The organism is Aquibacillus halophilus, assembly GCF_009649745.1.
In the GTDB taxonomy this organism is placed as follows: domain Bacteria; phylum Bacillota; class Bacilli; order Bacillales; family Amphibacillaceae; genus Aquibacillus; species Aquibacillus halophilus.
The window spans coordinates 350,762-375,526 of the sequence record NZ_WJNG01000002.1; the positions used below are offsets into that span (position 1 = coordinate 350,762).

Consider the following 24,765-nt stretch of genomic DNA (forward strand, 5'->3'; position numbering starts at 1 on the left):
TTCATTGAGAGGGGGCGGATTATGAATTTGAGGTCATTTCTTTATAAAAATTCAACTCAAATAATGGTATGGTTTATAATCGTAATACTCTTTGTATGGGTTCTCTTTCCATTAATTTGGACATTTTTATCAACATTTAAGCAACCATTAGAAGTTTATGATACTTCTTCCTTTCTTCCAAAAGAATGGAGTCTATCTAACTATCATGAAGTGGTTTCTGATGATAATTTTTTCAGGTTTTTTATTAATTCTTTGTTTATAACTACTGTTTCAACCATACTGGCAATAGTGTGTAGTGTATTAGGAGGATATGCCTTTGCACGTTATGCATTCAGGTTTCGTCACATCCTATTGTTAATATTATTAGTACCAAGGATTATTCCAAGAGCAAGTTTAACTGTTCCTTTATATATGGGATTTGCTGAGTTAGGGCTATTAAATAGTTATACTGCTTTAATTATTAGTTATACAGCTACTGCAGTTCCGATGGGTGTTTGGATTATGTCGGGATTTTTCAAGGGTGTACCTAAAGCTTTAGAAGAAGCTGCGATAGTCGATGGAGCAAGGCCATGGCAACTAATGTGGTATGTCTTAATTCCTATAACACTCCCAGGTATATTAACAGTAAGTATATTCTCTATCAGAGAGGGATGGAACGAATTCCCTTTTGTATTAACTTTAACAACTTCAACTGAAATGAGAACGCTCCCGTACCAGCTATATATGCTAAGTGATAGTATGGGTATTCAGAATTGGCCATTAGTAAATACTTTCTCATTAATGACAATTATTCCAATATTAATTGTGTACCTAATGTTTGAAAAAAAGGTTGTGAATGGAATTGTAAGTGGATCGGTGAAATAAATTGTATCATAGTGTTAATGGTCAGGACCAGTTCTTCACCCTGAGAAAAGCACCACCCTGGAGTCGTATGAAAACTCATACGACTCCAGGGTGGTGCTTTATTTATGTTAGGTCTCTCTATTTGTGCCTTTTTCAACCAAACTCTTTATCAACAGTTGCTAGAGCTGCTCCTATGACCTGGTGCATGTCATAATATTTATAGGTGGCTAATCTGCCGCCGAAGATTACATTTTTTTCATTAGTGGATAATGCTTTGTATTTTTTATACATTTCATTATTCTTGTCATCATTGATTGGGTAATAGGGCTCGTCTCCAGGCTTCCATTCCGTAGGATATTCTTTGGTGATTACCGTTTTATCCTGGGTGCCAAACTCAAAATGCTTATGTTCAATAATGCGTGTGTAGGGAATCTCTTCATCTGTATAGTTGATAACTGCATTACCTTGATAGTTATCCGTGTCATCCAAAATATTCGTTTCAAATTGTAAACTACGATATTCTAAGACACCATATTTATAATCGTAATAGTGATCGATCATACCTGTATAAACTACCTTGTCGGCTAAACCTTCTAATTCTTGGCGTTCCTCAAAAAAATCAACGTTTAATCGGACATCTATTCCTTTTAACATTTTTTCGATAATGCCAGTATAACCGCCAACTGGGATTCCTTGATATCGATCATTAAAGTAATTGTTGTCATAGGTAAACCGGACTGGTAATCGTTTGATGATGAAAGCTGGTAATTCTCTGGCTGATCGTCCCCATTGTTTTTCGGTATATCCTTTAATAAGCTTTTCGTAAATATCTGTGCCTACTAATGAGATGGCCTGCTCCTCTAAATTTTTAGGCTCGCTAATCCCGGAAGCAACCTTTTGTTGTTCAATTTTTTCCTTGGCCTCATCCGGACTGACAACTCCCCATAATTTATTAAACGTGTTCATGTTAAAAGGAAGGTTATACAATTCTCCTTTGTAGTGCGCCATTGGTGAATTCGTATATCGATTAAATTCAGCGAAACCATTGACGTACTCCCAGATTTTTTGGTTATTTGTGTGAAAAATGTGAGCCCCATATTTGTGAACATTGATACCTTCTATTTGCTCTGTATAGACATTACCACCAATATGGTCTCGTTTATCAACGACTAGACACTTTTTACCTCTTTTATTAGCCTCATGTGCAAATACTGATCCAAACAAACCAGCACCAACAACTAAATAATCATACATGTTAAATCTCCTTATTATGTTAAGTATATAGTTTAAATAGAATTTTTTTCTTCAAATGTCATTCAAGGTTAAGTATGCTCAAGAATTATATCAAAGTAAGTTCAATTAATAAAGAATTCGATAAAACGCTTCATTCATATGGGGGGAATTGGCATAATATAGTTGATTGCAGAAAGAACTAATAGAATGCTATACTAAGATTTACAGTTTTGACAGACTAACAAAAAGGTGAAAATATGAATATAGAAGCATTGCAACATTTCAATAAAGTTTATCAGATGAACAGTATAAATTCGGCTGCTAAGGAGCTATTTATTACACCACAAGGATTAAGTAAGACAATCAAACAACTCGAATTAGAATTTGAGACTGAGTTATTTGATAGAGGGCCACGTGGAATGGATCCGACCGAGGCTGGTGAATTGTTATATGCGAGATCTCAGCATATTGTTTATCTTATGGAAGATTTAAAAAAAGAGATTAGTATTATTAGTGGAAGTAAAGGAACCTTGAATGTGGTTGTTACTTACTCTTCAACAGCAGTGATACCTGTTGAATTTTTATATGATTTCTCAAAAAACTATCCAGATATCCAAATAAAAATTAGTGAGTTACCCGATGAATCTTATCTAAATCAGTTGTTCCAAGAAGAAGTTGATGTTGGGCTAGTTACTGATTATGAAGATATTGAAAACTGTGAACATGAGTTAATTTCTGTCGGAGAAGCTGTAGTTGTTGTTTCAAAGGATCACCGATTAGCAAGTATGGATGAAATTACGGTGGAGGACTTGGAGAAAGAGCCTCTAGTTATCAAGTCTGTTGGAAAAGGCAAAGAGCACAGTTTTGTCGATAAATGTCTGGAGAAAGGCTTCACACCAAATATTGTCCATGAATTTGGGAGTATTCTAACAGCACATCGATTGGTTGAATTGAATGGTTTTGTAGCCATCTCAGTCGACTATGTAGAAAACTCAATAGATCACCGAAACTTAAAAATGATAAGACTAAAAGAAAAAATCCCCCAAAACATTTACTTGGTTTCAAGAAAAAGAGGGATACAATCTAAGGCAATTATGTTGTTTAAGAGTTATATAAAAGATAGAAATGAAATAAGTTGAGTCGGTTTAATGTGCTAAAAAGCCCGTTAAATCGACTTTTTTCATGGTGACAAAACTTTATGTTACTACCCCCTAACTTTTGGTTTATAGTGCAGGAGATAAAATTAGGTTAATCTTAGGTTGCAATCATAAAACGTTTACAAAAGTGAATGTGAACTTGGTAGCGCTTTACATATTTCTAGGGAGGGAAACTTTAGAATTTTTGTTTTAGGAAGTAATTTCTAAATTGTAATCGTTTGATAACTTAGGAGGTCAAGACAGACATGGCAAAGAAAAAAATGAGTAAGAAAAAATTCCGTATTGTATGGAGCTCTATTCTTAGTGTTTTACTAATCATTGCTCTTGGTGTGAACATAGCATTAGCTCAATATTCAGGTGTTATTACATCGTATTTCTCAGAAATTGACACCACTAGTGCTGAAGCAATTGATGCACGTGAGGAATCTACAGAAGTAGCAGAACAAATTGCAGATGAAGGAATTGTTCTTTTGCAAAATGAAGAAAACGCTTTACCACTAGCTAAGGGAACAAAAGTAAACGTATTCGGTTGGAGCTTTACTGCCCCGATTTATGGTGGTGCTGGTTCAGGTGGTACAGATGCTTCAACTGCTATAACACCTAAAGCAGGATTGGAAGCAGCAGGAATTGAAATTAACGAGGAATTATATAATGCTTATGCTGCAACAGATTTGGAAAGACCTGTAATAGGAATAGAAGGCCAAGATTTTACAATTCCAGAGCCTCAGCCAGAAGATTTCTACACAGATGAGTTATTGACTCAGGCGGAAGAGTTTTCTAATACAGCTGTTATCTTTATTGCTCGTTCAGGTGGAGAAGGTGCAGATCTTCCAACTAGCTTGTTTGGGGCAGATACGTATGATCCTGAAGGTAGTCCACAGGGACCAACAGGTCAACGATTTGGATTCGCAGATGACCAAGACCCGGACAAACACTACCTTGAGCTTACAAACAGAGAACAAGGAATGCTTGACGCTGTAACAGCAGCCAACTTTGATAACATCATTGTCGTTTTAAACAGTGCAAATACATTTGAAATTGGTTGGGTTGAAGATTACGAGCAAATTAAGAGTGTTGTAAACATCGCTGGACCAGGACAAAGTGGATTTGGTTCGTTAGGTAGAGTAATTGCTGGTGATTTGAATCCATCAGGTAGAACAGTAGATATCTATGCTGCTGACGTACTTGATGCACCTGCAATTAGCAACTTTGGTGATTTTGATTACGTTGTTGAGAATGCAGATGGAACTTTTTCAACAGCAAGTGACGCTAAAGGTGTTCCACTAAAATATGTTGATTTAACAGAAGGTATCTATATCGGTTATCGGTATTATGAAACCGCTGCTGAAGAAGGCATTATCAATTATGATGAAGAAATCCTATACCCATTTGGTTATGGTTTAAGCTATACAAGCTTCGAACAACAAGTAGTAGCTGATAGTTTAGTATGGAATGATACCGATATTACCGTGGATGTAGAGGTTACAAATACAGGTTCAGTAGCGGGTAAAGAAGTGGTACAGCTTTATTTCACTCCACCGTACACTGGACAAATTGAAAAATCATCTATTAATCTTGCAGCATTTGGAAAAACTGGTGTTGTTGAACCAGGTGAGTCCGAAGTAGTTACATTATCTTTCACAGTGGAAGAAATGGCAGCATATGACCACAATAAATTATTTAGTGCTGATGGTTCTTATGTGCTTGAAGCAGGCGAATATGCACTTAGTTTGATGGAAAATTCTCATGAGAAAATCGCTGATGTAGGATCGAAAACACTATCAGAAGTTGTCTATGACTCTGGTCGTTCTACAGATGAGCAAATAGCAGTCAACCAGTTTGATGAGGAAGTTACTGGTGAAGGAAGTATTGACACATATCTTTCTAGAGCTGATGGCTTTGCAAATCTAGATGAGATTGATAAAAATGAAACATTTACAGTTACGAATGAAGAAGGAATTACTAGAGAAGTAGAAGGTACACTAGTAGACGCTGCTTTTGTTGATATGGTTAATAGCAAGCGTTATGACGTGCCAGCTGATACACATGAGACAGCACCTACTACTGGCGCAGACAATGGATTAGATTTAGCTGACTTTACAGACGTCCCTTTTGATGATGAAAGTTGGGAGCCTTTACTTGATCAGTTATCCGTTGCTGACTTAGTTAAAATTGTTTCAAATGGTGGTTATAAAACAGCTGAAGTTGCCTCTGTTGGTAAACCAGCAACAGTTGATTATGATGGACCAGCAGGTATTAGTAATTTCATTTCAGGATCACCATTATCTGGTATCCCGTTCCCTGCAGAAGTAATGTTAGCATCTACTTGGAACATTGAACTTGCAACAGCGATGGGTGAAGCAATTGGTGCTGAAGCGGCAGCTTATGGTGTTACAGGTTGGTACGCTCCGGCGATGAACATTCACCGTACAGCATTTGCAGGAAGAAACTTTGAGTACTATTCAGAGGATCCATTCCTTTCTGGTGAATTTGCGGCTGCTACTACAGCAGGTTACCAAAGTTTAGGTGGATTTGTTTATCTAAAACACTTTGCCTTAAATGACCAGGAAGACAATCGTACACTTGGTGTCTTGACTTGGGGTAATGAACAAACAATTCGCGAAATTTATTTAAGACCGTTTGAAGTTGCAGTTAAAGAAGGCGGAGCATCAGGTATGATGTCATCATTTAATAGTATTGGTGATGTATGGGCCGGTGCAGATGAAAGCCTACTTAAAGAAGTGTTACGTAATGAGTGGGGCTTTAACGGTGTAGTTAACACAGACTTTTATATCATAGATGTTTATCCGTACATGAATGTTGAGCTTGCTGTACGTGCTGGTAACGATATCCTTCTTACTGGTGTTGCACCATTTGGTGTACCAGAGATCAATACAGACAGTAATGATACATTATGGGCAATGAGAGATGCAGCTAAGAATGTGATGTACACAGTTGCTAATAGTAGTGCCATTGATGATGGTATGAGTACAGATACACCACAATGGGTTATTATCACAATTGTTGTTGATATTCTAGTTGCTTTAGGTATTATTCTTGGTTTCTATTTCACATTCCGTAACAGTAAGAAAAGAGATGAAGAACAAGAGCTAAATACAGCTAACAACTTGTAATTGATAGAGAGTTTGTCTAAAACAAAAAAATAGTTTAGCGGTACTCCTGTTTAGGGGTGCCGCTGAAATTGTAAAAGAGGCATCGAGATGAAATACCAAGACATAATTAAAAAAATGACAATCGAAGAAAAAGCATCCTTAATGTCAGGGAAAGACTTCTGGCAGACACAAGATATTGAACGACTAGGAATTAAAAATATTTTTCTTGCTGATGGCCCGCATGGAATAAGAAAACAAGCGGAGGCAGCTGACCATCTAGGACTAAATGAGAGTTTACCGGCAACTTGTTTTCCAACTGCTGCAACTGTAGCGAATAGTTGGAATGAGAAGCTAGGTGAGAAAATTGGTCAGTATCTAGGTGAAGAGGCTGTGGCACAGAAAGTAAACGTCTTACTTGGACCTGGTATTAATATGAAGAGAGATCCTTTATGTGGAAGAAATTTTGAATACTTTAGTGAAGATCCTTTTCACGCTGGGAAATTTGCTGCAAGTTATATAAAAGGAATTCAGTCCCACGGCATCTCTGCCTGTGTAAAGCACTTTGCTGTTAATAATCAGGAAGAAAGACGTATGTCGATTGATACCATCGTTGATGAACGAACATTAAGAGAAATTTACCTTACTGCTTTTGAAATTGCTGTTAACGAAGGCAAAACAAAAACAGTGATGTCTTCTTATAATAAGTTGAATGGCACCTATACAAATGAAAACACCCATTTAATGAAGGATATTCTTCGTGATGAATGGAATTTCGAAGGCGTTGTTGTCACCGACTGGGGTGGGAGTAATGATCGCGTAGCAGGTCTTATAGCAGGTAATGAGTTAGAAATGCCTACAACAGCTGGGGAAACAAATCAGGAAATCATTGCAGCCATCAAAAATGGTAAATTGAAAGAAGAAGTGTTAGATGAAAATGTAGAGCGTTTACTAGATTTAATTTTTACTACAGAAGAAGTATATAACAAGCCATATAAAAAAGAGTTTGACGTCCAAGAGCATCATAAGGTTGCTCAAGAGGTTGCTGAAGAATCTATTGTTCTACTTAAAAATGAAGAAAACATTTTACCGTTAGACAAAGCAGTAAAGGTTGCTACGATAGGAGATTTTGCTAAAGAACCAAGATACCAAGGTGCAGGGTCGTCGATTGTAAATCCGACTGTTTTAGACAATACTTTAGAGTGTTTAGATGAATCAGTAATTGTAAGTGTTGGATATGAACCAGGCTTTGAACGTTATGGTAAGAAAAGCCAGAAAAAAATAGATCAAGCATGTGCACTTGCAAAAAAAGCAGATGTTGTTCTTTTATATATTGGTCTAGATGAAGCTACTGAAGCTGAAGGGCTAGACAGGCAAAATATGAATATTCCGCAGAATCAGATTGATCTGTTACATGCGCTTTATGAAGTTAACCCGAATATTGTGGCAATTCTTTCTTGTGGATCTGCAGTGGAAATGCCATGGATTAATAAAGTAAAAGGATTACTCCACGGCTACTTAAGTGGACAGGCTGGAGCAAAGGCTATGCTTCGCGTTTTAACAGGTGAAGTAAATCCTTCTGGGAAATTAGCCGAAACATACCCGTTGCGTTATGAAGATACACCTGCTTATCACCAATTTCCGGGTAAAGAGGTTAGTGTTGAATACCGAGAAGCAATGTATATTGGCTATCGATATTATGATTCAGCAAGTGTCAATGTTCGGTTCCCATTTGGATATGGCCTAAGCTACACATCATTTGATTACACTGATATTAAAGTTAATAAAGGAGAAGTTACCTTTAAGTTAACAAACACGGGTAATGTTGCTGGAATGGAGATTGCACAGTTGTATGTTGGCTGCCAATCAAACGATATTTTTCGGCCTAAAAAGGAATTAAAAGGATTTACTAAAATATTTTTAGCTCCAGGTGAAACAAAAACAGTAACAATTCCTTTTGATGACAAAGCATTCCGTTATTTTAATGTGAAAACGAATCAATGGGAAATCGAAGAAGCAAACTATGACATTATGATTGGTGCATCAAGTTCAGATGTTCGGTTAGAGGATGAACTATTCGTAGAAGGTACGGGCGCGCCACTTCCATACGATAAAGAGAAACTTCCAACCTATTATTCTGGCAAAGTAAATAACGTGAGTGAAGAAGAATTCGAACGTGTACTTGGACGTAAAGTGCCAGTATCTACATGGGATAGATCAAAACCATTAGGCTACAATGATACAATTGCGCAGTGCCAATACGCTAAGGGTGGATTTGCTAGATTTGCCTTCCGTTTAATCACTTTCTCGCACTGGTTCCTAAGAAAAATTGGTAAGAGAGAAACAGCAAACTTAATTATGATGTCAGTCTATCATATGCCATTTAGAGGAGTTGCCAGAATGACTGGTGGCGTGATAAATATGCCTATGTTGGATGGTATATTAATGATTGTAAATGGTCATTTCTTTAAAGGACTTCGTCATGTGATAAAAGAAAGAAGTAAGAAGCTAAATGTTGCTAAAGGCTAAAGCCAATAATTAACTATAGCCTAAGTGACAAAGGAGAGGTAAAATGAGTAGTGGTAAAGTAAAAGCAAAGAGGTCAGGACCGTTTGAGGTTTGGGCTAGATATAAAAAAGATCATCCAGGTATTGCACAGTTCCTAGTATTTTTCTTGCTGAGTAATGGTGTAACTGTTTTACAATTGGTGTTAATGCCAGTTTTAAAAAGTGTCTTTGCGCAAACAGCATTAGTAAGTACTAGTTTCCAAGTTTTCCAGGTTGGCCAAACTTTTGACGGTAATCCGTACTATGTATTTGATTATGCTGCAGGGGCGCTTTCAGCTGGTGGTGGAGGTGGGTTAGCCTATTTCCTAGCCGTACAAATAGCAATCGCCGTCGCACAGATCATTAACTTTTTTGCACAAAGAAGCATTACATTTAAATCGAACAGTAATATTTGGACCGCCGCATTTTGGTATCTAATTGCATACGTGATAATAACAATTGGTGCAGCAGCAGCGCAAGGATTCTACAAAGCACCGATCTATGACTTGTTAATGAATACATGGGGAATGGGTGCTGCTGGAGAAACAACAGCAGACATTATTACCATGATTATAAATAGTGCTATTTCATTCTGGGTATTCTTCCCAATATTTAAAATAATTTTTAAACAAGAGCCTGAGAAATAGGACTAGAAAAGGTAGTGTGAGTGATTATGAAATTATTATCAGTAGTTATACCTAGCTATAATTCCCAAGACTATATGAAATATTGCATAGAGTCCCTGTTGCCTGGAGGGGAAAACGTAGAGATACTGATAGTTAATGATGGCTCTGTTGATCAAACAGCAGAAATTGCTGATGAATATGCAACAAGATATCCTACTATTGTAAAAGCCATTCACCAAAAAAATGGTGGACATGGAGAAGCTGTCAATACAGGAATAAAAAATGCATCCGGGCGATATTTTAAGGTAGTGGACAGTGATGACTGGGTAGATATCAGAGCTTATCTTAAAATATTAAAAGCATTAAAAGACTTAGAGTCAGAAGAAAAATCAGTGGATATGGTTATTAGCAATTTTGTCTATGAAAAAGAAGGCGCAAAGTATAAAAAGATTATGAAATATGACAATGTGCTTCCTGAAGATAAGGTTTTTACTTGGGATGACATCAGGCAGTTTCGTAAAGGTCAGTATATTTTGATGCATTCTGTAATATACAGAACCCAGTTGCTAAGAGACTGCGGACTAAAGCTTCCAAAGCATACGTTTTATGTTGACAATCTTTATGTTTATACACCGCTTGAACATGTTAAGACTATCTACTATGTCAATGTCGATTTTTATCGATACTATATTGGCAGAGAAGACCAATCCGTTCAAGAGGATATTATGATTAAGAGAATTGATCAGCAGATTAAAGTAAATAAGCTTATGATAGAAGAAGTAACTATTGAATCGATTGAAAATCCGAATCTTCGTCACTATATGTTAAAACATTTGGAAATCGTTACGGTAGTATCTGCAATTTTATTAATTCGTTCAGGCACAGCTGAAAACCTTCAAAAGAAGAGGGAGTTGTGGAAGTATATTAAAGAAAAAGATTTATACTTGTACCAGAATCTTAAGTACGGGATTATGGGTGGATTAATTAATTTACCTGGCAGTGCAGGTCGCAAGATTTCTGTAGGAGCATATAAAATATCTCAAAGATTAGTAGGCTTTAATTAATCGAGAGAATTACTTTTTAACAATTCTATATAAAAAATAATGAGAACATATTATGATGTTCTCATTATTTTTACCAATATATTTCGCTTAGATTATCTATATAAATAGGAAGAAACTCGGTAAAAAGAGAGCTGTGAATAACGAAGAAACTACTAATTTTAGCAATGGGTAATGTTCTAGGTAAGGATAAATGGATCCAAATCTTGTGTTTTATATCAATAGCTAATTATAAAAAGTAGAGTTCTAGATAAACAAGAAGTATTAGAAAATAGATGAATTCTATAGTAAACTATTTTTATAGCATGAGCATAAACCATAAAACTAAAAATGTTTCGGAAGTATCTCTTTGGGGAGTACCACTGAAAATTTAAATGAGGAATAGAAATGAAGTACAACGAGTTAATTAAACAAATGACGCTAGAAGAGAAAGCTTCTTTGATGTCTGGAAAAGACTTCTGGCAAACGCAGGATATAGAGCGTCTTGGCATTCCGAGTATGTTTCTTGCTGACGGGCCACATGGAATAAGAAGACAGGAGATAGCAGCAGACCAACTGGGACTAAACGCTGGTATACCGGCAACTTGTTACCCAACCGCTGCAACTGTAGCCAATAGCTGGAATGCTGACCTGGGCGAAAAAGTTGGAGATTATCTTGGCGAGGAAGCCATTACTCAAAAAGTAAATGTCTTACTTGGACCTGGTGTCAATATGAAGAGAAATCCATTATGTGGTCGTAATTTTGAGTATTTTAGTGAAGATCCATACCATGCAGGTAAAATGGCTGCAAGTTATATCAGAGGAATTCAGTCCCACGGAGTTTCTGCTTGTGTAAAACATTTTGCCGTCAATAATCAGGAAGAACGACGCATGTCGATTGATACAATAGTTGATGAAAGAACGTTAAGAGAGATCTACCTAACTGCTTTTGAAATAGCAGTTAAGGAAGGGAAAACAAGGACAATCATGTCTTCCTATAATAGAGTCAACGGTGACTATACAAACGAGAACCAACACTTAATGAAGGACATTCTTAGGGACGAATGGAATTATGATGGTGTTGTGGTCACGGACTGGGGTGGAAGCAATGATCGTATTGCAGGTCTATTGGCTGGAAATGAACTGGAAATGCCATCAGCAGCAGGAGAGACTGATAAAGAAATTGTTCAAGCAGTAAGAACTGGGAAAATTGAAGAAAAGTTATTAGATGAAAGTGTAGATCGGGTACTTGAACTTATTTTTTCTACTAATGAAGTTTTTGAAAGGTCTTATAAGCAGGAGTTCGATGTTGAGAAACACCATAGAGTTGCCCAGAAGGTTGCTGAGGAATCTATTGTCCTTCTTAAAAATGAAGATAATATGTTACCGCTTAAATTTGGAAAAAAGGTCGCTGTCATCGGTGACTTTGCTAAAGATGCACGTTATCAGGGTGCCGGGTCATCGATTGTAAATCCGACGATACTCGATCATACGATGGATTGTTTTGAGGAATCAGGTATCGTTAGTATTGGTTTTGAACATGGTTATGAACGGTATGGAAAGAAAAATATAGATAAAATAAATAAAGCTTGTGAACTGGCAAAAGGGGCAGATGTCGTCTTTTTGTACATCGGTCTAGATGAAGATACCGAAGCTGAAGGATTAGACAGACCGAACATGAAGATACCAGATAATCAGGTCGATCTATTGAATGCTTTACATGAAGTCAACCCGAATATTGTTGCGATTCTTTCATGCGGTTCTGCAGTTGAAATGCCTTGGATTAATAAAGTTAAAGGTTTATTGCATGGCTATTTAGGTGGACAAGCGGGAGCGAGGGCGATTCTTAGAGTCCTTTCTGGAGATGTGAATCCATCTGGTAAATTGGCTGAAACGTATCCACTTCGTTATGAAGACACACCATCCTTTCATAATTTTAGTGGAAATGAAGCGAGTGTTGAATACAGAGAAGCCATGTATATCGGTTATCGATATTATGATACAGCAGATGTGAAGGTTCTCTTTCCATTTGGTTATGGTCTTAGCTACACTACTTTTGAGTATTCTGATGTTCGTGTCGACAAGGATGGAGTTACATTTAAACTTACCAATACAGGGAACGTTGCTGGCATGGAAATTGCCCAACTCTATGTTGGTTGCAAATCGAAGCAGATTTTTAGAACAAAAAAAGAATTAAAAGGCTTTGATAAGATTTTTATAAATGCTGGCGAAACAAAGACAGTCGCCATTCCGTTTGACGACAAAACGTTTCGTTATTTTAACGTCAAAACAAATCAATGGGAAATAGAAGAAGCTGACTACCAGATTATAATTGGTGCATCAAGTGCAGATATCCGGTTACAGGCATCTATTTTTGTGGAGGGTACCGGAGCACCACTTCCGTACGAGAAGGAAAAGCTACCATCTTATTATTCAGGAAAGGCAGACAATGTTGCCGTGGACGAATTTGAAACATTGTTGGGACACAAAGTGCCTGTTTCTACCTGGGATCGTACAAAACCACTAGGATATACGGATACAATTGAACAGTGCCAGTATGCAAAAGGGATATTTGGCCGTTTAGTTTATCATTCTATTGTATTCACACATTGGTTCTTAAAGAAAATTGGTAAGAGAAGTACTGCTAATTTAATTATGATGTCTATCTACCATATGCCGTTTAGGGGAATTGCTCGACTGACAGGTGGCGTTGTCAATATGCCGATGTTGGATGGGATTTTAATGATGGTAAATGGTCATTTCTTTAAAGGACTTGGTCATCTTTTGAAGGAAAAAAGAAAGAAGTTGAAGGCTTCTAAAGCTGCCGTGATGGAGTCTAAGTAATTGGTGAGATGTACAAACTTCAATAGAAATAGGTACAAAAAGCCTCAGCTAGCAATAATGTTAGCTGGGGCTTTATTAACTGTTTTTGGGCTGCGCAGCAGTTTTGGTTTTATTTTGTTAATGGAGAAGGGTAGGCAAGTTATGAAAAAACAAGCTTTTAATCCATATTTACCAAGTTATGAATATATTCCGGATGGAGAGCCATATGTGTTTGGGGATCGCTTATATGTGTATGGTTCACATGATAGATTTAACGGAAAGCTTTTTTGCATGAATGATTATGTCTGCTGGTCTGCTCCAGTTGATGATTTAAGCGACTGGAGATATGAAGGAGTTATCTATCGAAAAAAGCAGGATCCTAAGAACAAATTAGGTTTTTATCAAATGTTTGCCCCTGATGTCGCAAAAGGTGAGGATGGAAGGTATTACTTGTATTATACACTAGCATTTCAATGCATTATATCTGTGGCTGTCTGTGATACACCAGCTGGCGAGTATGAGTTCTATGGATATGTGAGTCGTTATGATGGTGAAATTTTGTGGAATAAAAGCGGGGATCCGATAGTTTTTGACCCAGGTATATTTGTAGATGATGACGGATGTGTCTACTTATATTCTGGATTTGCACCAAAGACTGGAGTGCCAGCTTTTCTTACTGGATGGAAAAAACGTACATGTGACGGCGGCTACGTAATCCAGTTAGAGTCTGATATGAAGACAGTCATCGGGGAGCCAAAGTTTATTTTTCCTAAGGCTGGCGAAGCAGCTGGTACTGGGTTTGAAGGACATGAATTTTTTGAGGCTAGCTCGTTAAGGAAGATAGAAGATACCTATTATTTTATCTATTCTTCAATCAATGGCCATGAACTTTGTTATGCTACCAGCAAAAGCCCAACTGGCGGGTTTGAATATGGTGGAACAATTGTTAGTAATGGAGATCTATACATAAACGGTCATAGCGAAGATCAGGCTGCTCATAATTATATCGGCAACAACCATGGAAGCATCGTCTGTGTTGAAAATAAATGGTATGTTTTTCATCACCGGCAAACCAACCGGCATCATTATTCTAGACAGGCTCTTGCGGAACCGATTGAGATAAATAGTGATGGTCATATCACTCAAGTAGAATTGACTAGTTGCGGATTAAACAATGGACCATTACATGGGACCGGAGAGTATGAGTCACGTATTGCATGTCATCTGAGGTCAAAAAATGGTGCAGGCAGATATGGCACGTATTTTGGCAATATACCTTATAAAAATCATCCCTATTTCACACAAACTGGCAAGGACAGGGAAAACAATCCAACACAGTATATAGCAAATATGAGAAATGGAGCAGTTGCAGGCTATAAATATTTTATGATAAAGGATTTGCAGGACATAGCTGTGTGTGTTCGTGGTAATGCGTCAGGGTTTATGCTAATATCTAACGCTTTAAATTCAGAACCAATTGCAAAAATCGAAATTGAACCGAGTAAAAACTATACGTATTATAGTGCCGAATTGAACATGAAAAATGGGAAGCATGCACTCTATTTCACCTATGAGGGCTCCGGGAAATTAGATTTTAAGTCGTTTGTTTTGAAGTGATTGTGATTTTTGAGATGAATTTGTATGATAGAAAAATTCAAAAAAATTAGTTAGACAGCAAAAGCCACAGAGGACATATTCTCTGTGGCTTTTGTTGACTTGTGGAAGTCTTAGCTTCCAATCCAACATAGCAGAGAATTTAACGACGAACAAGCTTGTTTAAGTATTTCACTCCTACATCAAATTTTTTGTTTTGTAAATACTACATATGGAAAGATTGGATTCGTTAAGAGGAGTGAAGTAATGTGTCTGTCGTTGAATTAAAACAAACCTACATAAAAGTAGCCAATATCAACTTGTACTGTGAATACTTATTGAATGACAAACCACCAATTTTCCTTATCCATGGTTTTGCATCTTCAACCTATACGTTTCGACGTATCATACCTCTATTACAAGAACAGTTTTCTATTATTTCCGTTGATTTACCCGGCTTTGGCAGAAGTGAAAAATCTACTTCATTTGTTTATACCTTTGAAAATTATGCGAAGCTATTGATTGAGTGCATGGATCAATTTAATATATCGAACACGCATATTGTTGCGCATTCAATGGGTGGCCAAATTGCTCTTCATATGGCTCGAATTGCTCCTGAAAAAGTAAATAAACTAGTTTTATTATGTAGTTCCGGTTATGCGAAAAGTTCCAAAAAGCTTCTCATTTACAGTTCTTATTTACCATTATTTGAAAGAAGTATTTCCTATTTTATTCGTAGAAAAGGTGTTGAAAAGTACTTAAAAGGTGCCTTATTCAACCAAGCATTAATTAATGATGAGATAATTAATGAATTCGCTAAACCATTATCGGAAAAAGCATTTTATACATCTTTAATCCGATTACTGCGGCATCGAGAAGGTGATTTATTACCCAAACAACTCCAGGAAATAAGAGTTCCAACACTATTAATATGGGGTGAAGAAGATAGTGTAGTACCTATCCGTGTCGGTCATAAGTTAGTGAAGGATTTGCCTAATGCACAATTAATTACGTATGAAAAAACAGGTCATTTGATCACCGAGGAAAGACCAGAGCCTATTTTTAAAAATATCATGACGCACGTGATTTAAAACAGGGACGTGGGGACAGGCTCCTTGTCCCTACCAAATGAAGTGGGACAAGGAGCCTGTCCCTTTGTTCCATTAATAGTACGGTGGTCTTGGTGGATAGTATGGAGGGTACGGCGGGTAGTATGGTGGATAATATGGCGGATATGGTGTGTAATATGGCGGGAAAAACCACCAATAAGGAAATGGAAATCGTGGTCTTGGTCTGTGGTAAGGTGAAATGTCAGGCTCAGTTTGAAGTAGATCCTCGCCTGGAGCATTCATCTGTCTAAAATCATTTTGGTACATAAGTTTACCTCCCATGCTCTAACTTAATAAATAGTATGCGTAGGCATTTGTTTTGGGTATATAATACTCAAAAATAGGCATTTCACCAGCTCGCTTTATAAGAAAGGCTAGGGACAAGGAGCCTGTCCCCTTGTCCCTATGGAATGATCTCAAAAACAGTTCCTTGGTTGAAATCGGTTACTTTCATAGAACCATAAACGCCTAAGTACAGTCTAGTTTGATGCCGGTTAGTTCCCAAACTAACATAATAAGCTGATTGTGATTCAAACGGATAATCGATCTGGATCTCACTAAAATCACTTAATTTACCATCTGGTCTTACCCTGGTATAAGCCAAAACCCCTTTAACCGGGGAATCAGATTTATCACCCTGAGCTAAATCAGTAAATACAACGTTTCCGGTTAAAGTGGGAATTTCATAACCCATATAGGACTGGACTCCTGTAATTGCCGTACCCGCAAATTTATCGGGGCGAGGTTCTTGATGAAGGTAACTAGTTAAAGGATTGATCCGCTTAATTGATATTTTTACTGCTTCCTTGTAGTGAGCAATTGTTTTCTCGTCCTGCTCTGAATTCTCCGAGCATTCCCTTAAAATTGAAGTAGGAAAAGCACCTTCCCATGCTCGCCAACCAAAGTTTATTAATCCTTCTTGGTTAAGTTCAACCCCTCTTAAAAAAGCTTGAACAAGCTGAGTTACCGGTATGGCTTTATAGTGAACAAAAGAAAAAATTGACTCTACCAAATCCTGTCCAACATTCCCCGCATATTTTATGTATTGATTATAAAACCTTTGATAGGAAATGCCAGGTATGTTGCGAACACCTTTTGCCATTACGGTAAGAGTCTCTTGGATAGGTGTAGGAAGTTCATTAAAACGTGTGACTACAGGAGGCTGTTGGATAGTATTATGTTTATTAACGTCAATTTCAATTATTTTACCCGCTATTTCCATATCATCTTGACTTAAATTAAACGGATCATAGCCTGATCCACCATCTCCGGTTGTAAAGACAAGTTTTCCTGTTTCAGGTGAAAAGTTTAAAGTATTAAATCCATTATGATTTGAAAATGGTCTTCGGGTGTTTAGTAATGCACGTCGTTTTACAGGTTGACTATTCGGTTGTACTATCCATTCTTCGATGGTATTTACATGGTCATAGTTAGTTTCTCTATTTGTCCACTTTAGGTTTAAAGTGCTTGAATCACAAGGGTCAGGCTCGAATGAATCAGTAAGAGCACCTGGACCTTGTGTACCAGCTACTGAATAATGAAGATAAAACAATCCGTTATAATAAAATTGAGGATGAAAATCTAGTCCTAATAATCCTCGTTCGTCATATCCATCTAGCTCAATGATTTGGGGGCGAATATCTAAAAAGGTTCTAATTTCTCCGTTTTTTATGTAAAAGATCTCACCTACCTGGGTAACGACGAACATGGTTTCCATTGTGTCTCCTGGAAGTATAGTTGATTTCATTACTGTAGGTAAATTGATGTTATTCATAATGGGTCGTAAACTCACCTTAACTTTTTTCAACTAACCTCACTCCTTCTTATAGGCTTTTGTAATAAGAGTATGATTAGAGTGGTTCTATTAGTACCCAATAGTAGTAGTGTTGAATTTGCCAAGGTATTGCTTCATTTCCTTGAATAAGAAACACTAGAGATGGATAATGTCTTTATAGTGTTTGACACGTTTTTAGGTTGTTGTTGGAAAGGAGAGTTGATGAACAGAGTAGCGTCGAAAAGTGAAATTTCTTTAGAATTTTCTCAATAAGATATTTTAAAGATAGAGTTTTCTTTCGTTTAGAGGTATTTTGACTCTGGGATTGTTTAATCTTGCATTTCTCCTGCCTCACGAGAAGTCATTGCACCTTGGCCATTTCTAACATCTTTTTTAATTTGTTGTTTTACTTGTTGTGCATCTGTTCCAGCAAATTCCGGTTTCAGATAATCTGTATTCTGTTTCGTATTATTTTTATTCTTTTTCACAAAAAACTCCTCCAAGTATTGTTTTAATAATCATATGGTTTACGAAATATATTTGTTTATCCGGAAAACGTGCAAATGCTTTTAAAACAATGGAAGATAAACTAAATTGGTGTAGAGCATGTCACAAACTCATTTTTAAGACAATTTGAAAATATAATTATGATTAACTTGGAATGATACACGGTACATTATTTATCTACGTATGAATTGGATGTGCTAAAAAAATAGAGAAAAGAGTGTGTTATCAAAGAAATTTTTAAAAGATATGACTAAAAAAGAGCAGGTATTAACGTTGAAATAACTGGTGAGGAACATTAAATAGAGTAGTACGATAGAAGAATATCCTTTTAACGGGTACCGTTTCCTATACAAAGTACGGTTTTGCATAGAAAAACGTTGAGTTATCCAACTAGTTCACCTGTTTTTAAAATATACTGTTAACCCGAATATAATTCCATAAACCAGTGACATCAATAATGAGTATGACCCAATACTGAGATCGAATAGTATATTACCTCCAAATAAAGGTGAGATATAGATTAGGTAAAAGGGAAACTGAATGGATGCTATTACATCTAAAATACCATTACCGATCATCATATGCTCAAAAGTGGTAATGACAAATACAATTAAACCTGCTATGACCCCGAATATTGAAAAAAACTTTAATAACTTACTCCCTATTTTAGAGTACATTAGTAACATGACTATGAACAGGATTGTTACAAGTGAGTTAAAAATATTGATATTTGAATCAGGATGTTTGATAGATGGCATCAAATTTATTGATAATGCCAACAAGTATGAGCCTATTAACAATATTAATAATATATACTTCATATTAACTCCCCTTCGTATTAATCTTTTTTCTGTTAGACTGCGCTTGTTAACAATTTACTTAATAAATTCAACTTTTAGTAGGTAAGAAACGTCATATTCTTTCAAATCAATCATGCGCCCCTCAACATCTTCAAAAAAACTAGTGGAAACCGAACTTGTACTATTTTCATTACTAGAGTAACTAATATTTGCTAAAACTAATTGTTCTTCATCGAAGGTTTTCTTTCCTTGAAAGTTACCCCATACACTCGACATTTTGTCTAAGCCAATGGCGTTTTTATCAAAACCATGTGATGAAACGGCGCCACCGTTGCTACCAATTCCAATATTAAATGTATTTTGATTTTCGTTATTATTTATTGAGTTAGTAAAAATAATCGAACCATTTTTCTCTACCTGTGTCGATATACGATTTAATTTTTCATCAACCAATCTGCCAAATTCATATTTTTCAATCCATACAGATATTTCATCGAATTCACTGTCTACATTGAATTCAAATACAAATGATTTCTCTGAAGTAGTTGAGAGTATGGCGTTTTCTCTCTCCGTTAATTCAACAATAGAAATAGTGTTAGAGTTAAAAGCATTACAGGCAGCTAAAGAAAATACCAGTATAGTTACTATTAGTATCACGATTAGTTTTTTCATTTATTATTTCCGCCTTTTTATTATTTTTTAATTTAATCTGCTTCTTAAGTAAAATGTTAATCTATATAAATTTTAACATAAAATTCCAAAAAATCTTTTAAAAAATAGGATCGTCGACTGACGATCCTTTGTTAAATCTAGGCCCATTTAGTATAAGTTTAGCTATTCGCGCTCTGTCAAAACCCAGATATGATTGTTTTAGTTTCCTTGTGTTTGTTCCATAAGTTTTTCTATATATTCAAATGCGGTTTCTTTGTTTAGTTCACCGGAACTTAATTCAAATCGCGAGCCATATACAACTGTATCCAAAGGTAAGAAAATGGTTATCTGATGTGTTGGATTTTTCAACTCATAATAGTACACTGTTTGTTCATTTATTTGTTCTTCCTTAAATTCTTCATCCTCAAAGTTATACAAATTTTCTTCTTTGTCCATAACAACTGTCCGAATTAGAGGAATCCCTCCCTCGTACGGTCCGTATAAAAACTCACTATTAAATTCTTTCTCTCGCTGCATCGTTTCTTCTTCTGTAAGAGACAATTTTTTTTCATCTTCAAACTTTTCATAATCCCAACTAGCTTCTTTTATATTATCTTCTGTGTCATACATAATCATTGAGAAAGATAATTCTAGGTCATCAAATTCAATGATTGCTATATCTTTTTCCATTTTCTCGCTAATTGTTGCTTCTAAATCCTCAAACTCTCCTTCTGTGCTTGAAGAGCTACACCCAGAGAAAGCAATTATAAATAAGAGCAACATAAACAATAGATTTTTTTTCATGTTAATCCCTCTTTATTTCCATTTTTGTTCTTAGAATTCAGAATTGCTTATGCTAAACCCGTTGGCGCAGATGTATCAAAAAAAGTTTTTCATCTTTTTTCTTTCAATATATATCCAAGCATAATAAATTATCCAAAAAATGATAGGAGCCAATAACGCATGATGTCTCTGGCTTACGGGGAGGTAGTACAACAAAACAATTCCAATTATTAACGTAGGTGGCATGAGAATAAAGTACTTCTTTTTATGCATTTTGTATCAACTCTCTCTTATTTAAAAATGACCAAGCTTGTAAACTATGACTGTACACAAGAAGCAATCTCTCGTTAATCAATATCACCTAATAGTGGAAGCCGCTTTAATTACTCCTATTTTCAAGTTTTTTTCTATGATTTAAGTCTATAACAATATCACCAATTCCCATTGCCATAAATCCATTTAGTAAAGCAAAAAAAGATATAAGTAGATTGCCATTATTAGAGAACAAAATCATTATTAGTGCTATTAAGCTAAAGAATACAACCAGTAAACCTAATATGTATAAAGCACGACCTACGAACAAAATTCTCACCCCAGTTACAACTGATTATTTTTTTAATACGATAAATATATTTATGAACCTATACGTTCTTTTTAGTCGGCGTAATAACAAGATTCTGTCGTTTTACGTAGGAAGCTATTGAACTCTCTGAACCATAGCACAATAAGAGTGTTACTTTATGCTGTTGTAATAGCTAAGAGAATCGAAATAATTCCAATTAAGATTAATAGGCACATTACTAATTTCCTACCGATATCATTTTTAAAGAACAAATATACAACCCCGACATAAATAACAGTGACAATTAAAAAAAATGATATCCCTGAAATTAGTTTTTCTATTGTGTAATCACCAAAGATAAAATGTAGAACTGTTATAGGATATGATATAAGAATAATTAAGAGATGGAGTTTTTTGTTATCCATAAAACCCCTCCTTAACTCTACATACGATTTAAACAATTGAAAGATACAATAAATTATTAAAATTAAATTAACCTGTTGTGTTACTAAAGAAAGTTTTTATATCTTATGTATATTTTAACATAATTTACCAAAATACTTTTATTAAAAGTACACAAGCAAGGTACGCTCTGATTGTAAGTGGAAGATGTATAACAAAATCATAGGTTAATACAGTTATGAAGAAGCAATTTATAAAAAAGTTATGCGAGGCACTAAATTTATAACGTGGAATGCTTTTATAATTGTTTACTCTATAACAACATAAATATTATATATTTTAATAAAGTTATATTGTAATACGATAAATTATGTGTTAAATTCAAATTGACAATAAATAAGTGAGGTGCTTTTTATGAAACGAGGATCAACCCTCTTTTTAAAGACTGTGGTTATTCTTATAGGAATCCCAATTCTTGCGGTGTGTATATACGGATTATCTAGATTTGACCCGAATTCCCCATATTGGCAACTACCAGAGTTGGCTAATCTGCAATATCCGTTATTAATCGGAATGTATGCAGCAATGATACCCTTTTTCTTTGCGTTGTATCAGACTTTAAAACTTTTAAGTTATATTGACAAAGATGAAGCTTTCTCAGAATCATCTGTAAAGGCTTTAAAGAATATAAAAAACTGTGCAATTACAATCAGTATTTTGTTTGTTCTGGAGTTACCAGTCTTATATATGCTTACAAAGGTAGATGACACACCAGGCATATTGATTGGGATGGTCGTAATTTTTGCTTCAATGGTGATTGCAGTATTTGCTGCTGTCCTTCAAAAGTTACTTGAAAATGCTATCGATATAAAATCTGAAAATGATTTAACGGTCTGAGGTGACTCATATGGCGATTATAATAAATATTGATGTGATGCTGGCTAAAAGGAAAATGAGCGTGACTGAACTTACGGAAAAGGTTGGAATAACGATGGCGAATATTTCCATATTGAAAAATGGAAAAGCAAAAGCAATTCGAATATCAACTTTAGATTCGATTTGTAAGGCCTTAGAATGTCAGCCTGGAGATATTTTAGAATACCGAAGTGATGAAGGCACCGAAGATTAAGGTGTGTCTAGATGGGTCAAATTCATAAAAGGAAAATTACTCATGAATTTAACCATTTAAAATGGAGGTATAAATCATGAGAGTATTAAAGCAACTCGTTCGCTTTGGTTGGGAGCAGGCCTTATCATGTTTGTTTCCTGTCGTTATTTTTGCCTCTTTGGCTTTAACACAAACCATGCCGATTCCTTTCCTGCCAAGGTACGACTGGCTACTAATTATCTGTCTTCTGATGCAGTGGTGGATGGTGCGTTCTGGGCTTGAGACCCGAGATGAATTAAAGGTTATCACATTGTGCCACCTAATTGGACTTGCTCTTGAGCTTTTTAAGGTACACATGGGCTCCTGGTCCTATCCAGAAGAAGGATATTCTAAAATTTTCGGAGTACCTTTATATAGTGGATTCATGTACGCAAGTGTAGCAAGTTACCTTTGTCAGGCGTGGCGAAGGCTCAGGGTTGAACTGATTAAGTGGCCCCCATTTATAGTAGTTGTGCCTCTTGCAACAGCGATATATTTGAATTTTTTCACTCACCATTATTTGATGGACATTCCTTGGATCTTATCTGGACTTGTCATCATCGTTTTTTGGCAATCTTGGGTCACTTACGAGATTAATGGGTCGCGTTACCGTATGCCACTTGTGTTTTCTTTTGTGCTAATCGGATTTTTTATATGGATTGCTGAAAATATCGCAACCTTCTTTAATGCCTGGGAATATCCAAACCAAACCGATGCATGGAGCCTCGTTCATCTAGGAAAGGTGAGTTCATGGCTCCTACTGGTGATTGTAAGCTTTCTTATAGTAGCAACGTTAAAGCAAGTTAAGGGAAAAAGTTCGACTAGGATCAATATGAGTCAAAACTATAACTATTAAGACCTCTAAAAAGTGGATTATTAGTGCTCGACATATTGGTCTACTAAGGAACAAATGAAGTGAGAGGAAAAGAGTAAATGAAGGGACAGAGGGACAGGCACCTTGTCCCGGCTAAGTTAGGAGTAAGAGGGGAATTGTAGTGACTTACCTGGTCTTATTTAGGAATGATGAGGATACTGGTGGCAAAGAGGCTATCTAATTGGAGTTTGAAGCTAGGCTGAAAAAGTATTAAAATATGTTGTAGAAAGGTTTAAAAAGGAATTAAATTTTCAACTGATTTTAATTTTAAAATCGAATGGAATCGGAAGAACCGTCCCCGGTAAGAAGTTTTTCCCGTAAAAAAAAGCATTTTGTAGAGTTGTAAAGGGGTAGAGTTTGCTTTTTGCATATTAGACCTTTTTGTAAGTATATGCTATTTTATAGCTAATCTAATTAAAACAATAAACATGACATATAATTATCCCCAATTAAAATAAACTCCACTAGTTTTTAATTGATAACAAGCTATTTACATTATTGAAAAAGAAGGTGAATGAGATGGAGCAGAAAATTGATCTTATTCTTAGTAAATTGACAGGGTTTGACCAACGCTTGGGTAATGTGGAAAGTGGTCAAAAGGAATTGACAGGACGAATAGGCAACGTTGAAAGTGGTCAGGTAGGTCTTACAAGCCAAATTAGCAGAATGGACGAGGAATTGACAGGACGAATAGGCAACGTTGAAAGTGGTCAGGTAGGTCTTACAAGCCAAATTAGCAGAATGGAAGAGGAATTGACAGGACGAATAGGCAGCATTGAAAGTGGTCAGGTAGGTCTTACTAGCCAAATTAGCAGAATGGACGAGGAATTGACAGGACGAATAGGCAGCGTTGAAAGTGGTCAGGTAAATCTTACTGGATCAATAGACAAAATGGAGAAGAAGTTGACCGGTAAAATAGGAAATGTTGAAAAGGAATTAAAAGAGTTTCGAGCAGAAACAAAAACTTCACTAAAAGTTATACAATCAGGTCATCAAGGTACTCGCGAAGAGTTGACACAACGTTTTAATGAGGTTCAGACAATTCTAAGTGACATCGAGACAGATATAACTATCACCTATCACAAAACCAGCCACAATGAGTTAGAAATTAATCGGCTAAAAAAACAATAAAGATGAGATGAGGGACAGAATCGGTGTCTCTCCTTTTTTAATTAGTAGATTTAA

General features: G+C 36.0%; 21 protein-coding genes. 13 read left to right on the top strand and 8 right to left on the bottom strand.

The window, feature by feature from the left end; all coding sequences use genetic code 11:
- Window positions 1–21 precede the first annotated feature (21 nt).
- Window positions 22–864, top strand: coding sequence for a carbohydrate ABC transporter permease (locus GH741_RS02915; protein ID WP_153735259.1), 843 nt, complete (start codon window positions 22–24; stop codon window positions 862–864).
- A 132-nt stretch (window positions 865–996) separates the two neighbouring features.
- On the opposite strand, the gene glf is transcribed toward GH741_RS02915, so the two are convergent.
- Window positions 997–2,097: a UDP-galactopyranose mutase gene (glf, locus tag GH741_RS02920; RefSeq protein WP_153735260.1), complete on the bottom strand. Its 1,101-nt coding sequence runs from the start codon at window positions 2,095–2,097 to the stop codon at window positions 997–999.
- Between the two features lie 236 nt (window positions 2,098–2,333).
- Here glf and GH741_RS02925 point away from each other — a divergent pair, with 236 nt between their 5' ends.
- From GH741_RS02925 to GH741_RS02960, 8 genes are all read left to right on the top strand, one after another.
- Window positions 2,334–3,215, top strand: coding sequence for a LysR family transcriptional regulator (locus tag GH741_RS02925; protein ID WP_153735261.1), 882 nt, complete (start codon window positions 2,334–2,336; stop codon window positions 3,213–3,215).
- A gap of 263 nt (window positions 3,216–3,478) precedes the next feature.
- Window positions 3,479–6,367 carry a glycoside hydrolase family 3 protein gene (locus GH741_RS02930; protein WP_153735262.1) on the top strand — a complete coding sequence of 963 codons (2,889 nt, stop codon included), beginning with the start codon at window positions 3,479–3,481 and terminating at the stop codon, window positions 6,365–6,367.
- A gap of 87 nt (window positions 6,368–6,454) precedes the next feature.
- Window positions 6,455–8,872 carry a beta-glucosidase family protein gene (locus GH741_RS02935; RefSeq protein ID WP_153735263.1) on the top strand — a complete coding sequence of 806 codons (2,418 nt, stop codon included), beginning with the start codon at window positions 6,455–6,457 and terminating at the stop codon, window positions 8,870–8,872.
- Between the two features lie 43 nt (window positions 8,873–8,915).
- Window positions 8,916–9,536: a hypothetical protein gene (locus GH741_RS02940; RefSeq protein ID WP_153735264.1), complete on the top strand. Its 621-nt coding sequence runs from the start codon at window positions 8,916–8,918 to the stop codon at window positions 9,534–9,536.
- 26 nt (window positions 9,537–9,562) lie between these two features.
- Window positions 9,563–10,579, top strand: coding sequence for a glycosyltransferase family 2 protein (locus GH741_RS02945; protein ID WP_153735265.1), 1,017 nt, complete (start codon window positions 9,563–9,565; stop codon window positions 10,577–10,579).
- Between the two features lie 384 nt (window positions 10,580–10,963).
- Window positions 10,964–13,399, top strand: coding sequence for a beta-glucosidase family protein (locus GH741_RS02950; RefSeq protein ID WP_153735266.1), 2,436 nt, complete (start codon window positions 10,964–10,966; stop codon window positions 13,397–13,399).
- 141 nt (window positions 13,400–13,540) lie between these two features.
- Window positions 13,541–14,995, top strand: a complete 1,455-nt coding sequence (locus tag GH741_RS02955) for a family 43 glycosylhydrolase (protein WP_153735267.1) — start codon at window positions 13,541–13,543, stop codon at window positions 14,993–14,995.
- Window positions 14,996–15,240: 245 nt separating this feature from the next.
- A complete protein-coding gene (locus GH741_RS02960) occupies window positions 15,241–16,062 on the top strand; it encodes an alpha/beta fold hydrolase (protein WP_338079211.1) in 822 nt (273 codons plus the stop codon).
- Window positions 16,063–16,134: 72 nt separating this feature from the next.
- On the opposite strand, the gene GH741_RS02965 is transcribed toward GH741_RS02960, so the two are convergent.
- From GH741_RS02965 to GH741_RS02995, 7 genes are all read right to left on the bottom strand, one after another.
- Window positions 16,135–16,347, bottom strand: coding sequence for a hypothetical protein (locus GH741_RS02965; RefSeq protein WP_205677308.1), 213 nt, complete (start codon window positions 16,345–16,347; stop codon window positions 16,135–16,137).
- Window positions 16,348–16,483: 136 nt separating this feature from the next.
- A complete protein-coding gene (locus GH741_RS02970) occupies window positions 16,484–17,887 on the bottom strand; it encodes a PQQ-dependent sugar dehydrogenase (RefSeq protein WP_153735268.1) in 1,404 nt (467 codons plus the stop codon).
- 296 nt (window positions 17,888–18,183) lie between these two features.
- Window positions 18,184–18,342: a hypothetical protein gene (locus tag GH741_RS02975; RefSeq protein WP_153735269.1), complete on the bottom strand. Its 159-nt coding sequence runs from the start codon at window positions 18,340–18,342 to the stop codon at window positions 18,184–18,186.
- Between the two features lie 894 nt (window positions 18,343–19,236).
- A complete protein-coding gene (locus GH741_RS02980) occupies window positions 19,237–19,833 on the bottom strand; it encodes a hypothetical protein (RefSeq protein ID WP_153735270.1) in 597 nt (198 codons plus the stop codon).
- A gap of 198 nt (window positions 19,834–20,031) precedes the next feature.
- Window positions 20,032–20,616: a hypothetical protein gene (locus GH741_RS02985; RefSeq protein ID WP_153735271.1), complete on the bottom strand. Its 585-nt coding sequence runs from the start codon at window positions 20,614–20,616 to the stop codon at window positions 20,032–20,034.
- Between the two features lie 358 nt (window positions 20,617–20,974).
- Window positions 20,975–21,178, bottom strand: coding sequence for a hypothetical protein (locus GH741_RS02990; protein ID WP_153735272.1), 204 nt, complete (start codon window positions 21,176–21,178; stop codon window positions 20,975–20,977).
- Between the two features lie 155 nt (window positions 21,179–21,333).
- The gene (locus GH741_RS02995; protein WP_153735273.1) at window positions 21,334–21,582 is read right to left on the bottom strand and encodes a hypothetical protein; all 249 of its coding nucleotides are present in this window, start codon (window positions 21,580–21,582) and stop codon (window positions 21,334–21,336) included.
- 391 nt (window positions 21,583–21,973) lie between these two features.
- Here GH741_RS02995 and GH741_RS03000 point away from each other — a divergent pair, with 391 nt between their 5' ends.
- From GH741_RS03000 to GH741_RS03015, 4 genes are all read left to right on the top strand, one after another.
- A complete protein-coding gene (locus tag GH741_RS03000; RefSeq protein ID WP_153735274.1) occupies window positions 21,974–22,456 on the top strand; it encodes a DUF2975 domain-containing protein in 483 nt (160 codons plus the stop codon).
- A 10-nt stretch (window positions 22,457–22,466) separates the two neighbouring features.
- Window positions 22,467–22,688, top strand: a complete 222-nt coding sequence (locus GH741_RS03005; protein WP_153735275.1) for a helix-turn-helix domain-containing protein — start codon at window positions 22,467–22,469, stop codon at window positions 22,686–22,688.
- Between the two features lie 76 nt (window positions 22,689–22,764).
- A complete protein-coding gene (locus GH741_RS03010; protein ID WP_153735276.1) occupies window positions 22,765–23,562 on the top strand; it encodes a DUF817 domain-containing protein in 798 nt (265 codons plus the stop codon).
- A 537-nt stretch (window positions 23,563–24,099) separates the two neighbouring features.
- Window positions 24,100–24,711, top strand: coding sequence for a hypothetical protein (locus GH741_RS03015; RefSeq protein ID WP_153735277.1), 612 nt, complete (start codon window positions 24,100–24,102; stop codon window positions 24,709–24,711).
- Window positions 24,712–24,765 lie beyond the last annotated feature (54 nt).

What these genes read in the sequence shown, in the direction of transcription:
- GH741_RS02965 (WP_205677308.1), bottom strand. Translation starts at nt 16,347, where the DNA reads ATGTACCAAAATGATTTTAGACAGATGAATGCTCCAGGCGAGGATCTA.
- GH741_RS03000 (WP_153735274.1), top strand. Translation starts at nt 21,974, where the DNA reads ATGAAACGAGGATCAACCCTCTTTTTAAAGACTGTGGTTATTCTTATA.
- GH741_RS02980 (WP_153735270.1), bottom strand. Translation starts at nt 19,833, where the DNA reads ATGAAAAAACTAATCGTGATACTAATAGTAACTATACTGGTATTTTCT.
- GH741_RS03010 (WP_153735276.1), top strand. Translation starts at nt 22,765, where the DNA reads ATGAGAGTATTAAAGCAACTCGTTCGCTTTGGTTGGGAGCAGGCCTTA.
- GH741_RS02945 (WP_153735265.1), top strand. Translation starts at nt 9,563, where the DNA reads ATGAAATTATTATCAGTAGTTATACCTAGCTATAATTCCCAAGACTAT.
- GH741_RS02985 (WP_153735271.1), bottom strand. Translation starts at nt 20,616, where the DNA reads ATGAAAAAAAATCTATTGTTTATGTTGCTCTTATTTATAATTGCTTTC.
- GH741_RS02925 (WP_153735261.1), top strand. Translation starts at nt 2,334, where the DNA reads ATGAATATAGAAGCATTGCAACATTTCAATAAAGTTTATCAGATGAAC.
- GH741_RS02950 (WP_153735266.1), top strand. Translation starts at nt 10,964, where the DNA reads ATGAAGTACAACGAGTTAATTAAACAAATGACGCTAGAAGAGAAAGCT.
- GH741_RS02940 (WP_153735264.1), top strand. Translation starts at nt 8,916, where the DNA reads ATGAGTAGTGGTAAAGTAAAAGCAAAGAGGTCAGGACCGTTTGAGGTT.
- GH741_RS02955 (WP_153735267.1), top strand. Translation starts at nt 13,541, where the DNA reads ATGAAAAAACAAGCTTTTAATCCATATTTACCAAGTTATGAATATATT.
- glf (WP_153735260.1), bottom strand. Translation starts at nt 2,097, where the DNA reads ATGTATGATTATTTAGTTGTTGGTGCTGGTTTGTTTGGATCAGTATTT.
- GH741_RS03005 (WP_153735275.1), top strand. Translation starts at nt 22,467, where the DNA reads ATGGCGATTATAATAAATATTGATGTGATGCTGGCTAAAAGGAAAATG.
- GH741_RS02930 (WP_153735262.1), top strand. Translation starts at nt 3,479, where the DNA reads ATGGCAAAGAAAAAAATGAGTAAGAAAAAATTCCGTATTGTATGGAGC.
- GH741_RS02915 (WP_153735259.1), top strand. Translation starts at nt 22, where the DNA reads ATGAATTTGAGGTCATTTCTTTATAAAAATTCAACTCAAATAATGGTA.
- GH741_RS02995 (WP_153735273.1), bottom strand. Translation starts at nt 21,582, where the DNA reads ATGGATAACAAAAAACTCCATCTCTTAATTATTCTTATATCATATCCT.
- GH741_RS03015 (WP_153735277.1), top strand. Translation starts at nt 24,100, where the DNA reads ATGGAGCAGAAAATTGATCTTATTCTTAGTAAATTGACAGGGTTTGAC.
- GH741_RS02935 (WP_153735263.1), top strand. Translation starts at nt 6,455, where the DNA reads ATGAAATACCAAGACATAATTAAAAAAATGACAATCGAAGAAAAAGCA.